7 protein-coding genes and 2 pseudogenes are annotated in these 15,513 nt (G+C 70.7%); 4 read left to right on the top strand and 5 right to left on the bottom strand.

Annotated features, from left to right (window positions below):
* Positions 1-211: 211 nt before the first annotated feature.
* Both dctA and ACFYZJ_RS10475 read right to left on the bottom strand, forming a co-directional pair.
* The gene (gene dctA, locus ACFYZJ_RS10480; protein ID WP_388565250.1) at positions 212-1,627 is read right to left on the bottom strand and encodes a C4-dicarboxylate transporter DctA; all 1,416 of its coding nucleotides are present in this window, start codon (positions 1,625-1,627) and stop codon (positions 212-214) included.
* Entirely contained in the window at positions 1,624-2,742 is a 1,119-nt protein-coding gene (locus ACFYZJ_RS10475; protein WP_388565247.1) for a PrpF domain-containing protein, read from the bottom strand. The genes dctA and ACFYZJ_RS10475 overlap by 4 nt, the downstream gene beginning before the upstream one ends.
* A 146-nt stretch (positions 2,743-2,888) precedes the next feature.
* Between ACFYZJ_RS10475 and ACFYZJ_RS10470 the strand changes: the two genes are divergently transcribed.
* Together ACFYZJ_RS10470 and thrS are read left to right on the top strand one after the other, a co-directional pair.
* Positions 2,889-3,794: a LysR family transcriptional regulator gene (locus ACFYZJ_RS10470; protein ID WP_388565244.1), complete on the top strand. Its 906-nt coding sequence runs from the start codon at positions 2,889-2,891 to the stop codon at positions 3,792-3,794.
* A 443-nt stretch (positions 3,795-4,237) separates the two neighbouring features.
* A pseudogene (gene thrS, locus ACFYZJ_RS10465) lies at positions 4,238-5,470 on the top strand (threonine--tRNA ligase); the annotation flags it as partial.
* Positions 5,471-5,537: 67 nt separating this feature from the next.
* Here thrS and ACFYZJ_RS10460 read toward each other — a convergent pair.
* A pseudogene (locus tag ACFYZJ_RS10460) lies at positions 5,538-5,710 on the bottom strand (threonine/serine dehydratase); the annotation flags it as partial.
* A gap of 198 nt (positions 5,711-5,908) precedes the next feature.
* Between ACFYZJ_RS10460 and ACFYZJ_RS10455 the strand changes: the two are divergent.
* Positions 5,909-8,317, top strand: coding sequence for an Orn/Lys/Arg decarboxylase N-terminal domain-containing protein (locus tag ACFYZJ_RS10455; RefSeq protein ID WP_388565241.1), 2,409 nt, complete (start codon positions 5,909-5,911; stop codon positions 8,315-8,317).
* 444 nt (positions 8,318-8,761) lie between these two features.
* On the opposite strand, the gene ACFYZJ_RS10450 is transcribed toward ACFYZJ_RS10455, so the two are convergent.
* A complete protein-coding gene (locus tag ACFYZJ_RS10450) occupies positions 8,762-12,832 on the bottom strand; it encodes a beta-galactosidase (RefSeq protein ID WP_388565239.1) in 4,071 nt (1,356 codons plus the stop codon).
* Between the two features lie 544 nt (positions 12,833-13,376).
* Positions 13,377-14,567: an MFS transporter gene (locus ACFYZJ_RS10445; protein WP_388565236.1), complete on the bottom strand. Its 1,191-nt coding sequence runs from the start codon at positions 14,565-14,567 to the stop codon at positions 13,377-13,379.
* Between the two features lie 46 nt (positions 14,568-14,613).
* Between ACFYZJ_RS10445 and ACFYZJ_RS10440 the strand changes: the two genes are divergently transcribed.
* Positions 14,614-15,513: PLP-dependent aminotransferase family protein (locus ACFYZJ_RS10440; protein ID WP_388565234.1), on the top strand; the 900-nt coding region annotated here is incomplete at its 3' end.

The following is a 15,513-nucleotide window of genomic DNA, read 5'->3' as shown; positions in this document are numbered from 1 at the left end:
ACGCCGGGGAAGCCGCGCGTCCCGATCACCGAAACGGCAGACGACGCGGGAGTTCTTCGCGGCGTTCGCCGGACTTGATCAGCGGTCGGAAGACTGGGGCGTACCGGGGGCCAGACGTTCCTGGTCAGCCCGGACGGCGAGTGCGACGTTCTGTTGAGACGTGGGCGGGCCGGCTCGGAGCATCTGCTCCGGACCGGCCCGCCACGCGATATCAGCTTGCGGCCGGGACCGGGTCGCGGGTTGGTTCTGGCCTCGCCTCGGGTGCGGGCGTCTGCTTCGGATCGGGCTCGGCTGTCACTGCGGAGGGAGCGGGGGTGGGGGCGTAGGGGATCTCCCCGCGCAGGACGGCCTTGGCGCGGTCCTCGTCCAGCTCGCCCTCCCACCGGGCGACGGCCAGGGTGGCGACGCCGTTGCCGACCAGGCTGGTCAGGGCGCGGGCTTCGGACATGAACCGGTCGATGCCGAAGATCAGCGAGAGGGCGGCGACCGGGACGTGTGGGACGGCGCTGAGGGTGGCGGCCAGGGCGATGAAGCCGGAGCCGGTGACGCCTGCGGCGCCCTTGGAGGTGAGCAGCATGACGGCGAGCATGGCCAACTGCTGGGTGAGGCTGAGGTCGATGCCCAGGGCCTGGGCGAGGAAGACCGAGCCCATGGTCAGGTAGATGGCGGTGCCGTCGAGGTTGAAGGAGTACCCGGCGGGCAGCGTGATGCCGACGACCGGTTTCGAGGCGCCCACGTGCTGCAGCTTCGCCATCATGCGCGGCAGGACGGGTTCGGTGGAGGAGGTGCCCAGGACGATCAGCAGTTCTTCCTTGATGTAGCGCAGGAAGGGCAGCAGCCGCAGTCCGTTCAGGCGCATCACGGTCCCGAGGACGACCAGGACGAAGAAGAGGGCGGTCAGCCAGAACGAGCCGACCAGCAGGGACAGGTGGCGCAGGGTGCCCAGGCCGTAGTTGCCGATGGTGAAGGCCATCGAGCCGAACGCGCCGATGGGGGCGAGCCGCATGATCCAGCGGATGAGCGTGAACAGGACCGTGGAGAACTTCTCGACGCCCCGGGCGAGGCTCAGGCCGGCCTCTCCGCCGGCGCGCAGCCCGAAGCCGAACAGCACGGACACCAGCAACACCGGCAGGATCTCGTTGCCGGTCAGGGCGCTGACCAGGGTGGCCGGGATGATGGCGAGGACGAACTCGGCGAAGCCCTCGTGGGCCGTGGTCGCCTCCGGCGGCAGGCCCTTGGCGGACAGGCTGGAGAAGTCGATGTGCAGACCGCTGCCCGGCTTGACGACGTTGACGACGACGAGGCCGATCACCATGGCCACGGTGGTCAGCACCTCGAAGTAGACCAGAGCCTTAAGGCTCACGCGGCCGACCGCGCGCGCGTTGCCCATGGAGGCGATGCCGTGGACGACCGTGCAGAAGATGACCGGCGCGATGAACATCTTCACCAGCGCGATGAAGCCGTCGCCGAGCGGCTTGAGGTCGGCGCCGACGGACGGCCACAGCCCGCCCAGGGCGGCGCCGAGGAGGACGGCGATCAGGCACTGGATGTAGAGGTGGGACAGCATCCGGCGGATGCGGCCAGGTGGTGCGGTGACGGTACCCGGGGCGGCGTCGTTGCGGCTCATGCGGGGCGTCCTTCCAGGACGGGAACGAGGAGTTCGGCTCGGGCGATACGCCGGGCGGCGCGGTGCAGGAGCACCGTGGGGGACGCGCCGTCCGGTGCGGGAACGGCTCGGGTGGTGATCACGCCGGCGGGGGTGCCCAGGCGCAGCGTGCCGTCGGCGGTCTGCCGGGCGACGCGGTGGGCGAGGGTGCCAGGGGTGACGGCGGCCGTGGCCAGGGCCACGGCGGAGGTCAGGCCGATCGCCGGGTGCGGGGCGTGCATGGAGACCATGCGCACGGCCAGGTCGTACTCGTCCTGGTTGACGAGCAAGCCCTGTGTGGTGCGATAGGGGGCGGGCCGGGCGACGATGCCCACCTTCGGCACCGCGTGGCTGACCGGATCGCCCTCGCGGGCCAGGCCCATGGCCAGCGCTGCCTGGCGGCGCAGCAGTGTCAGCGCGGGCACTGCGGTGGCGAACGCGGTGAGGGACTCGGTGCCGTCGAGGCCGAACGCCTTGGCCTCGAACAGCGCGGCCGGCGCGCCGGCGTCCACCAGGGATGCCTCGACGGGGCCGTCGGGGCCGGTCAGCTCGTCCAGTGCCCGGCCGGTCGGCAGTGCGCGGCCGGTCGTCGAGCCCGCCGGGTCCTGAAACCCGAGCAGGACCGGCACGCCCGGCGCCGAGGTACCCGGCACCACGGCCGTGCCCTCCTCCGGGGCCACGCCCGCGGGGGTGGGGATCGTGCCGGTGAGGCGGGCCCCGGTGTTGACGTTGAGCATGCGGACCGTGGTGGTGTCCGACGCGATCGGAACGAGATCGTGGTGGACGGCGTAGAGGGCCACGGCGGTGGCGCAGTTGCCGCAGTTGCTGGCCCACTCCACGCGCTCGTCGCCGATACCCACCTGCGCGAAGGCGTACTCGACATCCACACCGGGTTGGGTCGACGCCTGGACCACGGCGGCCTTGGAGGTGGTGGAGGAAGCGCCGCCCACGCCGTCGATCTGCCGGGGGTCGGCGGCGTTGAAGGCGGCGAGCAGCAGGGCATCGACATCCACGCCCGTGGCGACCACGTCGCGGTGGTCGAAGATCCAGCACTTGCTGGTTCCTCCGCGGATCATCTCGCCCTGCAGACGCAGCACAACTGACTCCTCACAGACGTGGAAGGGGAAGTCCACCGACGGTCTCGCCGTGCGTGGTGTCCTCCACGGTGGGTTACGGCAGCGTGAAGTACAATCTCGGAAATCTGCATGGCTATTAAGATGAAGTGAACGGTGGAGGTAGCGGCATGCTCGACGTCCGGCGCATCCTGTTGTTCACGGAGGTCGCCCGGCGCGGCTCGGTGACCGCGACGGCCCGCGCCCTCAACTACACACCGTCAGCGGTATCGCAGCAGATCAGCCGCCTGGAGACGGAGGCAGGCCAGCCCCTGCTGGAACGCCACGCCCGGGGCGTCACCCTCACCGACGCCGGACGGGCGCTGGCGGAGCGGGGGCAACGGATCGAACGCGAACTGCAGGCCGCGGAGAACGAACTCGCCGACTACGCCGGGCTGCGCGCGGGCACCCTGCGCATCGGCACCTTCCCCACCGTCGGCGCCTCGCTCCTCCCGCAGGCCGTGATCGCCTTCCGGGACGCCCACCCCGACGTACGGCTGACCGTCCGCAGCGCCCGCATCGCCGGACTCTGGACCATGCTGGAGAACCGGGAGATCGAAATGTCGCTGATGTGGGACTACGACTGGAGCCGAATCGACCGGGAGGACATCGTCGTCACCCCACTGCTCGATGACCCGCCGGCCCTTCTCGTCAGCGACCACCATCCACTCTCCGGCCGTGACGCCGCCTCACTCGCCGACTTCGCAGACGACCCCTGGATCACCCGCGCCGACCATCACCCGGTGGCCGAAGCCCTCGTCCGCGGCTGCCGCGCCGTCGACTTCGAGCCCCACATCGCCTACGAGGCCCACGACTACCAGGAAGCCCAGGCCATGGTCGCCGCCGGCATCGGCGTCGCCCTCGCCCCCACCCTGGCCCTGGAGGGCATCCGACCCGGCGTCAACGTCCTGCCCCTGCAGCCGCCGGCCCCCGTCCGCCGCATCCTCCTGGTTCGCATGGCCGACCACTCGCTCACCCCCGCCGCGCTGACCTTCGCCGGACTCCTCCGCGACGCGGCTGCGGCCCGAACCCTCTGACACCGAACGACACCGAACGCATGGCCGCCGTCATGCCGCACGATCCCGGCAGACACCGCCTGCCATCAGCATCGCTTCGGTCTGATCCCCGCCGGTGCCGACCTGAGCAGATCGGCCACCTGCGCATCGGTGGACTGGCTCTCGGGCATCGGTTGCTCATTCCTACGACGTCCCACGCTCCCGCTCCGCCCCCACTCCTGCCCGAGTCGGCGAGTGGCCTGCCGGCCTTGCGCGCCCCGGATGCCCGGATGCCCGGATGCCCCGAGGAGAAATAGCCCGCGCACGCGGAACCGCCTCTGCTACGCTCGCTCACATGATGCGCGCCACTGTGACGACGACGCCGGAGAGTGTCCCGGCGCGCTGACTGATGTCCTAAGTCCGAGCCCCGGGGCGAGTGCCCCGGGGCTTCGGCTTGCGGTCACTCGCCCGCTGTCCGCGAGGAGACCGCCATGTACGACCACCGCAAGCTCGGCCGCGAACTCGGCCTTTTCGACACCGACCCGCTGATCGGCGCCGGGCTGCCGTACTGGCTGCCCGATGGTGCGACCGTGCGGCACACCCTGGAGGAGTACATCCGCGGCGAAGAGCAGCGGGCGGGCTACCGGCACGTGTACTCACCGGTCCTCGGCAAGCGGGAGCTGTACGAGATCTCCGGCCACTGGGCGCACTACAGCGACGACATGTTCCCACCGATGGACCTGGGTGGTGAGCAGGTCGTACTGCGACCGAGCCTGTGCCCGCACCACGCGGTGATCTACCGCTCCCGCTCCCACAGCTACCGGGAACTGCCGCTGCGTATGGCCGAGCTGGGCGGCATGTACCGCTCCGAGCTGTCGGGCGTCCTCGGCGGGCTGACCCGAGTGAGGGCCATCCAGCTCAACGACGCGCACGTCTTCTGCACCCTCGACCAGGTCCCCGACGAAGCGCAGGGCGCTTTGGAGATGATCCGGGGGGCGTACCAGGCGATGGGCATCACCCCGGCCCGTTACCGGCTCTCCCTTCCGGGCCGCGGACGCAAGTACGTCGCCGCGCCGGAACTGTGGAAACGGGCCACCACTTTGCTGACCGAGGTCCTGGACCGCTCCGGCCTGCCCTACGAGGCCGAGGAGGGGGAAGCCGCGTTCTACGGGCCCAAGATCGACGTTCAGGTCGCCGACGGCGCCGGCCGGGAGTCCACCCTGTCCACCGTGCAGGTCGACTTCCACCAACCCGACCAGTTCGACCTGCACTACATCGGCGCGGACGGCGCGAGGCACCGGCCGGTGATGATCCACCGCAGCATCATCGGCAGCGTCGAACGGGCCGTCGCCCACCTCACCGAGCAGCACGGCGGCGCCTTCCCCGCCTGGCTCGCCCCTACCCAGCTGGTCCTCCTGCCCGTCTCCGAGGCCGAACTGCCCGGAACCGAAGCCCTCGCCCGACGCAGCCTCGACCTGGGACTGCGGGCCGAGGTCATCGGCCCGGAACGCGGCAGCCTCGGCGCACGCATCCGCGAGGCCCGTCTCGTCCCCTACCAAGGCGTGATCGGCCCCAAGGAAGCCGCCGAGGACCGTATCGCGCTGCGCCTGCGCGACGGACGCCGTCTCGACCCCCAACTCGCTGACGGCGCCCTCACCCGCATTCGCTCCCTCGTCGACGCGCGCAGCACTGCCCTGTGGGACGCAGACGCCTCATAGCAGGCAGAGCGGTCAACGCCGGACGGCTCTGTGGACGACAGTGGGTGAGCTGTTGGAGGCGTCGGGAGGGCGCGGGCCAGGGATCACTGGCCGGGGCGCCGGTGGTGGCTGCGCAGTCCTCGCAGGCGGCCCGGGCGTCGGCGTACTCGGTTCCGGTCAGTCGTACGTCGGCGCCGTAGGAGCGGAGCTTGGTGACCTTCACCTGGGGGCGGTGGCGGGCAGGAAGACGGTCGCGGGCACAGCGGTTGCTGGGCGGCCCGTGCTGCGCCGAGGTGCGGCAACCACTTCGCAAGTTTGCTGATGACGGGGACGCCGGGGTCAACGCCTGGGGAGCGCCTTTCCGTCGTCAGGGTGGTTTGCCCCTTCGGTGTGCACCGCTCCGGAGTGGTCGTGCCAACACTGGCCGAGGTGGCACCCGCCACCGGGGAGGGGGGCGGCATGGCCGACAGCAGCAAGGTCCTGATCGCGGTGGGGGCGCATCCGCAGGACGAGGGCGCCGAGGCCGAGCAGCTCGTGAAGATCTGTGAGGCGATCGAGTCCGGAGGGTTCGGGGTCCGTTGGACGGTCAGCGCCGCCGACGCCGAGGCGGTACTGCGTACCGAGGCCGGTCTGGCCGCGGCGCTGGTGGCGTGGGACCTTCCGCCGGGCCGCGGCGCGGACGGCGAGCCGGCCGGTGCGGCGGTCCTGCGCCGGCTCGGCAGCAGGTTCCAGGACCTGCCGGTGTTCCTGGTCATGGCGGACGAGGGCGTACAGGAACTGCCGCTGTGGGTGTCGGAGTCGGTGGTGGGCTATGTGTGGCCGCTGGAGGACACAGCGGCTTTCATCGCGGGCCGGATCACCACCGCTGCCCGCGCATACCAGGAGGCCGTCCTGCCGCCGTTCTTCAAGGCGCTGCGCCGTTTCGACGACGCGCACGAGTACTCCTGGCACACTCCGGCCCACTCCGGAGGCGTCGCCTTCCTCAAGTCGCCCGTGGGCCGCGCCTTCCACGACTACTTCGGAGAGCGACTGCTGCGCAGCGATCTGTCGATCTCGGTCGAAGAGCTCGGCTCGTTGTTCGAGCACACCGGGCCGATCGGCGAGGCGGAGCGCAACGCCGCCCGGGTCTTCGGCGCCGACCTCACGTACTTCGTCCTGCACGGCGACTCCACCTGCAACCGGCTGGTAGGCCACTTCAGCGTCACGCGTGACGAGATCGCTCTGGTGGACCGCAACTGCCACAAGTCGGTCCTGCACGGCCTGGTCGTCTCCGGGGCACGTCCGGTGTACTTGATTCCCACACGCAACGGCTATGGCCTGGCCGGGCCGCTGCCCCCGGCGGAGATCGAGGCGGTCAGGGTGGCGGCGCGGATGGGGGCCAACCCGCTCGTACGAGGTGCCCTCTCCCCCGACGTGGCGTACGCCGTCTTCACCAACTCGACCTACGACGGCCTGTGTTACGACGCCGTCGCGGTGGCACGGGCGTTCGCCGACACGACGCCCAGGCTCCACTTCGACGAGGCGTGGTTCGCCCATGCGCGCTTCCACCCTCTCTACGCCGGCCGTTACGGCATGTCGGTCGGGCCGGAGACCTTCCCCGGCCCCGGACGGCCCACCGTCTTCGCCACTCAGTCCACCCACAAGCTGCTGGCCGCGCTGTCGCAGGGCGCCATGGTCCACGTCAGGCCCTCGCCCAGGGCACCGGTGGAGCACGACCGGTTCAACGAGGCGCTGATGATGCACGGCACGACCTCGCCGCTGTATCCGATGATCGCCTCGCTGGACGTGGCCACCGCGATGATGGACGGGCCGCAGGGGCGCTGGCTGGTCGACGAGGCGGTGACCGAGGCTGTTCGGTTCCGCCAGGAGATCGTGCGCATCCACAGGCGCATCGAGGCCGCCGGGGACCGTCCGCCCTGGTTCTTCGGCGTGTGGCAGCCGGACACGGTGTCCGACCCGGCCGGCGGCGAGCGGCTGCTGTTCGACGAGGCACCGGCCGACCTGCTGCGCACCGAGCCGTCCTGCTGGCACCTGGAGCCCGGAGCCTCTTGGCACGGCTTTCCCGGGCTCACCGAGGGCTACTGCATGCTCGACCCGATCAAGGTCACCCTGACCTGTCCGGGGATCGACGCCACCGGCGACATGGCCGACTGGGGCATCCCGGCCCGGGTGCTCACCGCGTATCTGGCCACCCGGAACATCGTGGTGGAGAAGACCGACAGCTACACCGCGCTGGTGCTGTTCTCCATGGGCATCACCAAGGGCAAATGGGGCACGCTACTGGACGCCCTCATGGACTTCAAGGCCCTCTATGACGGTGACGCCCCGCTCGACCGCGTCCTGCCCGCACTGATCGCCCAGTATCCGAGGCGCTACTCCGGCCGAACCCTGCGCGAGCTGTGCCAGGAGATGCACGGCCATCTGCGCTCGGCCCGCCTGGTCGAGCTGCTGGACACCGCTTTCCAGCAGTTGCCGGAGCCGGTCGCCCCTCCGCAGCTGTGCTACCAGCGCCTGATCCGCGGCGGCACGGAGCGCGTGCGGCTGGCCGACGCACCGGGCCGGGTGGCGGCCGCCATGGTCACCGTCACCCCGCCTGGCATCCCTGTGCTGATGCCAGGTGAGAGCCTCGGCGCCGAGGACGGCCCGCTGCTGCGCTACCTCACCGCGCTGGAGTCCTTCGACCGCCGGTTCCCAGGGTTCCGCAGCGAAACCCACGGGGTGACCCTCGACCCGGAGACCGGCGACTACCTGATCGAGTGCCTGTGCCCGGAACAGCACAGCGGCATGAACGGCTCAGGGGACCACCGAGCCACCGCACCGGCCCAGTGGCGCGGTTCGGAGACCCTCCGGCCACCAGCGCAGAGGTGACGAGGCCCCGGCGGGCTCCGTCGCCTCCGCTCCAGCGGTACCGCTGAGGGCGGCCCGAGTGGGCAGCCGGCCCGCAGCGTCTGCAGCCTCCGCAGAGGCGACCGCATCCGGTGCCCGTCGGAGCTCCAGGCGATGGCCTCAAGCGGTCGTTCGCGGCGCAATGCCGTAGTCGGCGTAGGGGTTGCCGCCGAGCCAGGTGGTTCCGTCGATCAGGTCGCGGGCCGCGTCCAAGTGGCCGCTGTGGAAGGCGACTTCGGCATCTCGGTCACCACCGTCGCCCCGGCCCCGTCCGGAAGCAGGTCGAAGGGCCGAGCACCTACCAGCCCGACGCGAACTTCCACCAAAACAATTCTGCGCGCTGACCGGCTGCTTGCCGCACCGGAGTCGACCGTGCTGGTCACAGCCCTGAGCGAGGAGCTGTGACCAGCACTTTCACCGCACGCCTCAGCTGCACGTCAGCGTCGGCATGGCCCAGTCGCCGTGGTCGTTGCCGTTGCCGTCGCCGGCGTCACCGACCTTCAGGTCGACCACCTGCGCGCCGCTGATGTCGACGTCGATCGGCACCGCGGCCTGCTTGCCGCGGATCGTCGGCGTGGTGACCAAGGTCTTGCCGTCGGCGATCACGGAGAACGTCACCGTTCCCGCGCCACCGGTCTCGTCGTCGACGCCGACGTCCGCCGTCAGCCGTGTGCACTTTCCCGCGAGGTACACCTCGACGTCGCTGACCGAGTTGGTGCCCAGGCCCTTCGGGTAGCCGACACCGGCGATCCTGATCGGACGGCCGTCCCCGGCCGCCTGTTCGCCGACGCTGCTGTCGCGCTCCACCGGACCCCAGCCGTTGGTGGACGACAGGAACGGCAGGTCGCTCACGGCGTCCTTCCCGGCCGGCGGAGCCGGCGGGATGCCGCCGACGATGCGCTCGTCACCGCCGGCAGCCTGCCGTCCGTTCTGCCGGTAGTGCACCGTGGCGGTGAGTGCCGAGGCGGAGGGCAGCTTTCCGGCCGGCGGCTGGACCTTCCAGGTGAAGGTGGCCGATCCGCCGGGTTGCAGGCGCTCGACCGACATGGGGCTGGTGGCAGTCGCGCTCCAGCCGTCGGGCGCGGAGAGCGCGGCCGTCAGTCGGGACGCGGACGGTCGGTCCTTCGGCACCTGCACCGTCGCCTCGGCCGTGAAGGCCTGTCCCGACTGAGCGGTGTTCGGCACGTCCAAGGTGACATCCGCTCCCGGGCGTTTCGGCATCCCGTACGCCCGGGGGTTGTAGCGGGGGCTGTCGTTCTGCGCGACGCGCAGGGACGAGGCGAAGCTGCCGTAGTCGGTGAGCGAGACCTTGCCGAGCCCGCCGGTGCTGCCGTCCAGGTTCCACACGGCGATGGCGATGCTGTTCCGGCCATTCGGATTCAGGATCCCGTTGGGCACCGGGAAGGTGTGCTGCGGCCCGAGGTAGTTGACGTAGTTTCCTACCTGCCAGCCGTTCACGAAGATCGTGGCACGGTACTTGCGGGACGGGTCGTCGGTGAACGTCAGCCCGAGCGAGGTGTCCTGGCCGTGCGGCATGTCCAGGCTGACGTCGGTGCGGTACCAGGAAACCCCGGGACGGGTGTCGGTCGTCGGCAGGGACACCCGGTTCCAGCTGCCGTCCGGGTAGCCCGGCAGGGACCAGCCGGCCCGCTCGCCGTACAGGCCGCCCGTCGACAGCGGGCCGCGCACCGGGTCCTGCAGGTCCTCGCCACCCCGGACGCCCTGCAGCCGCCAGGTCACGGTCGTCAGCGGCGCCCCGACGAGGGAGGCGCTGGTCAGGCCGCGCGCGGTCTTGTTGCCGTTGGTCGAGTTGTAGTCCTCCTCGTGCCCCATGTTCACGGTGAGCACGGAGATGACGTTGTCACCCTTGGACTTCACCGAACCGGCCGGGAAGGTGAAGTCGGCGCTGCCCGTGGTGGAGCTGCCCAGGAAGGTGCCGTTGAGCCAGGCGGAAAACGCCTGCGCGTTTCCGCCGGAGTCGGAGACCAGGTGGATGCCGCTCTCCTTGCCGGTGGCGCGGAAGCGGCCGCGGTACCAGGTGTTGCCGGTGTGGAACCCGTAGTCGTCCGCGTAGAGCACCGGCAGCGAGTTGACGCCGGAGACGCTGTTGGTGGTCGTCCTGTCGGCCACCTGCCAGCTGGAGTCGTCGAAACCGGGCGCCGCTTCGGGGGATTCCTCGGCGTGCTTCCAGTTCGTCAGCGTCGGCAGGTGTATCGGGGCAGCCACCGGGATCTTCCCGGTGAGGCTCCCCGTGTCGGTGGCCCGGGTGTCCAACGCGCGGCCGTTCCAGGTGACGTGGTCCGCGGAGGTGAAGACCTCGATGTTCTTGTCATCGGCGTTGTCGCCGGTGAGCGCCAGGGTGTGGCCGCCGTCCAGGCTGGTCGCCGTCCGCAGCAGATGGGTGCCGCGCACGAGCACCGGGCCGGTCGCCGTGTCCTGACGCCAGAAGGTCTTTGCCGTGTCCTTGTCGCCCATGAGCAGCAGCAACGGGCGCTTTCCGCCGCCGCTGATGCTGATGCGGATCAGGCCCTTGTGCATGTAGTTCAGCCGCAGGTCGCCGGTGGCCGGGTCCCAGGTGGTCGTGGCGGTGCCGTCGCTGGTGACCACGGTGGGCTTGGAGGAGTAGCGAAGGACGGTCTCGCCGTCGCTCCCCTGGTCGCCGTAGAGCACGGCGACCTCCCGGTTGTCGATGGTCGCGTCAGTCATGATCTCCGACGTCGAGTACTGCAACTGCGCGTCCCCGAGCCGGTAGTTCGCCACGATCACGTGGGAGTCGCGCCCGTCGAGCGTGATCGCGGTGCCGGGCTGCTGCGGCACGACCGGGTAGGTCGGCGTCGCGGTGGCGGCCGTCGGCACGTCGATGGCGTCGATGGACACGTAGTTGTCCGTCGATCCCGAGCTGTGGTTCCCGTCGACGACGATCTTCAGGGTGTGCGCCCCGGGCGTCAGGCCGGTCTTCTGGAAGACCACCGCCTGGTTCTCGCTGCCGGAGTCGTCGACCGTCGCCTCCTTGGTGCCGTCGACGTAGACGTCGGCGTAGCCGTGGTTGTCGGTCTTCGAGCCGATCCAGCGGATCGCGGTGCCGTTGAAGGGGACGGTGACCGAGTCACCGGCCTTGTTGGAGAACGACTCGGTGTGCTTGTAGTCGCCGCCTGTGTAGTTCTGGTCGGCCACGTGCGACCACGAACCGGTGTACTGCAGCGCGGAGTCGGGGTCGTCCCAGGTGTAGGTGGTGTCCGGGGACGGCTGGGCGTTGAAGTCCAGCGAGATGTGGGTCTTGTCGACCGCCGTGGACGTGGAGTTCCCGTGCCGCAGGACGTGGAACTGCGTCTTGGTGTCGGGGTTCATCCGGGCGGTGTCGACGACCGCGGAGTCGTCCGGCGGCGCCGCCTTGATCGCCTCGGTCTTGGTCAGCGGGGCGACCGACTGCGTGAAGTACCCGATCAGCTTGTCCTCGTAGTACTTCGGGTCCAGTTGGCGGTTCTCGCGGATCGCGGCGCCGTAGTCGTAGGACGTGTAGTTCTCCGGCATGCCCAGCCAGCCCCAGTTGGTGCCGCCGTAGGTCATGTAGAAGCTCTGCGCGGTGGCGCCGACGGCTATGTTCTGCTTGTAGAACACGTTGGCGAACTGGTCGTTGATCAGTTGGGCGCACTTGTCGTAGCCCGGCCCGCCCCAGGGGTCGAAGGCGCCACCCTGGAACTCCGGCGAGTACAGCGGTTTGCCGGCCGGGTGGTCGTAGCTGATGTCGGGGACGCCGTTCCACTTCGCGGGGTTCGAGCAGTTGAAGCCCTGCGGGTAGGAGTCCGGGCCGTCGACGTCAAGGGCGCCCGTACCGGAGTTGAAGGTGCCGTTGTTGTTGCCGGTCAGCGGTACGGTGATGCCGTCGGCGCGGGCCTTGTCCTCCAGGTGCTTCATGTAGGAGCGGCCGGCGGCCGAGCCGTTGTAGTACTCGTTCTCGACCTGGTAGGCGATGACCGACCCGGTGCCGTTGGTCAGCTGGTGGCGGGCGATGATCCGGTCGATCTGCGTCAGCCACTCGTCCGCGTACTTCAGGAACTGCGGGTCGTCACTGCGGTTGTGTCCGGCCTTGGTGGTCATCCAGCCGGGCAGGCCGCCGCTGTCGACCTCCGCGTTGATGTACGGCGCCGGGCGCGCGATCACGTAGAGTCCGGCCTCCTGGGCCATGTCGAGCAGCTTGTCGACGTCGCGCACCCCGCTGAAGTCGTACACACCGGGCTTCGTCGAGTGGTATCCCCAGTCGAAGTACAGGGAAGTGGCGTTGAACCCGGCGGCCTTCATCTTCTGGAAGATGTCGCGCCACAGGTCCGGACTCGGGAGCCGGAAGTAGTGGAACTCGCCGGACCACAGGTAGGTGCGCTTGCCGTCGACGAGGAAGGAGTAGCCGTCGAGACTCACCGTGTGCGCCCCCGGACCGGCCGCGGGCGCGGCGGCGGGTGCCTGCCCGTCGGCGTCTCCTGCCGTGGCGGGCGCGGTCATGCCCGTGGACAGGGCGATGGTCGCGGTTGTTGCGAGGACCGCCCTCCACCATCGACGGCGGCCGGGTCTCGCAGCCTCTGAACCGATCGGATTTCTGTGCACTGCGGCCTCCATATCGCCTGAGCAATCAGGATCAAACAAACTCAGGCAAAGTCGAACACTAAAGGGGCGCGAGGCGCGGCACAATGAGTCGGAGGCAACGCGATCGAGGTGGCACTGGGGTCGGCTTGGAAGACGTACGGCACGGGCTGCCCAGGCCCCTGACGGCTCGTCACGGGCTCGGAGTTCGGGAGGGACCGGATGGGCGCGGAAGGAGCAGGGTCCGCATCGGTGCGCGTCGTCAGGACGTGGCCGCCGGTCCGCAAGCCCACCGTGCTGCGGTGTCCAGGGACTTCGGCCCCCGGGCGGCAGGCGGGAGATCACGCGCCCGGTCGGAGGCGGCGCCCGACGCCGTGTTTCGCACTCGCCGTCAGGCCGCGCCGGCCTGCGCACCGGTCGCTCACCGCCCGGTCGCTCACCGCCCGGTCGCTCACCGCCCGGTCGCTCACCGCTCCCGGCGCGCCGCCGCGCGGTCGCTCCACGCCGGGCCCAGGGCGGTCAGCATCAGCGCCGCGGTCAGGACGAACGCCCACGGGTAGCCCGTCAGACCGGCCACCACCCCGAACCCGGTCGCTCCCACGCCCATGCCCGCGTCGTAGGCGAAGTTCCACAGGGCACTGACCGTGCCGTACCCGGAGGACGGGACCCGGGAGTACATGAGCGTGATGGTCGCGTTCTGCAGGACGCCGAAGCCGATCCCGAACACGGCCACACCGGTCACGACCGCCACGGGAACGTCCGCCAAGGCGGTGACGAGTATCCCCACCGCCGAAGCGAGCAGCGCCGGCACGATCAGCCCGGCAGGCCCGTGCCGGTCACTGTGCCGGCCGGCGAACCAGCGGGCCGCGGTCGCGGCGGCGGGCTGAACGAACAGGGCCGCCGCGACCAGGGCGGAGTACCGCGACGGGACGGCCAGCGGCAGGAACGTGACGACGATGCCCGCTCCCAGCGCGGCCACCGCGAAGACGGCTGTGGGGCGGACGAGCCCGGCGGTACGGGCCCCGGCGAGGACCCCGAGGGACGGACCCGACGCCGGCTCCCGGTCGGGCAGCCCCGGTACGGCCACGATGGCAGCCAGCGCGAACACGGCCGCCGCCACGCACACCGGCCCGTACCCCGTGTGCGCGGCGAACCAGGCGCCGAGCGGCAGCCCGACGAGCGAGGGCACGCCCGCCACGATGCCCGTCAACGCCAGCCCCTCCCCGCGCCGTTCGGGCGGGATCAGGGACACGGTCAGCGCCCCGCCCGCGACCACCGTGAGCGCGAAGCCGAGACCGCGCACGAGGCACACCGCCACGATCCACACCATGCTCGACGAAACGGTCAGTACCAGGGCCGGAGCGCCCAGCAGCAGCAGGCCCGCCCCGAGCGTCAGACGGTAACCGCAGCGGGCGACCAGCCAGGGGGCGGCGAGCTCGCCGACGACCGTGGTCAGCATCAGGGAACCGGTGACCAGACCGGCCTCGTCACTGCCACGGCCCGGCACGCTCTGCGCGTACATGGGGGCGACCGACAGCAACAGGAAGAAGCTCGCCGACGAGCCGATGACGGTGACGAAGCGCAGCAGGAGCGCGGGAGTGACCAGCCGCGGCCGGACTCCGGCGGCCTCCCGCTGCCGATGCACGGAGGAGGTCATGCCGCGAACCTACGGGTCGAACTGCCCATCATTAAGCTCCAGTTCCATGTCTGTGGAATGGTCCGGTGCCGCGCCGGACCTCTTGCTGACGATCGACCGGGACAGCCGCGAGCCGCTCCGCTCCCAGGTGGAGCGGCAGGTGCGGGACGCGATCCGGAGCCGTCGGCTGCGCAGCGGCGAACTCCTGCCGTCCTCCCGGGCCCTGGCGCGCGCACTCGGTCTGTCCCGGGGCGTGGTGCAGGAGTGCTATGCCCAGTTGCAGGCCGAGGGCTACCTGGTGATCCGGGCGGGCTCCGGCACCCGGGTCGCCGCCGGCGCGCAGGACCCGCAGCCGCGCGCGGAGCGTGCCGAGGAGCCGCCGAGGCTGCTGGCGGACTTCCAGTGGGGCGTGCCCGACCTGCGCGCCTTCCCCATGACCGACTGGCTGTGGGCCATGCGCGAGGCCGCCCGGGCCGCCCCCGGCTCGGCGCTCGCCTACGGCGACGCCTGGGGCAGCGCCGCGCTGCGGGATGTCCTGGCCGGCTATCTGCGGCGGGTGCGGGCCTGCGCGGCGGATCCCGAGCGGATCCTGGTCTGCTCCGGGTACGCGCAGGGTCTCGGTCTGGCGCTGCACGCGCTGGCCCGCTCGGGGATACGCGCGGTGGCCTTCGAGGACCCGGGCTCCCCCGCGGCCATCCGCTCCGCCGCCGCATGGGCGGGCATGTCGGCGGTCCCGGTGCCGGTGGACGACCGCGGTATCGATGTCGACGCCCTGGCCGCCACCGACGCCCGCGCGGTCGTCGTCACCCCCGCGCACCAGTGGCCGACCGGGGTCGTGCTCGCCCCCGAGCGGCGGCCGGCACTGATCGACTGGGCGGTGCGTCGGAACGGCGTCATCGTCGAGGACGACCACCACGCCGAGTTCCGCTACGACCGGGGTCAGGTCGGCGCACTCCAAGGGCTCGCC

The organism is Streptomyces sp. NPDC001848 (assembly GCF_042891915.1).
GTDB lineage: Bacteria > Actinomycetota > Actinomycetes > Streptomycetales > Streptomycetaceae > Streptomyces.
Note: the sequence above shows the minus strand (reverse complement) of the source record. Positions and strands in the feature narration are given on the sequence as shown.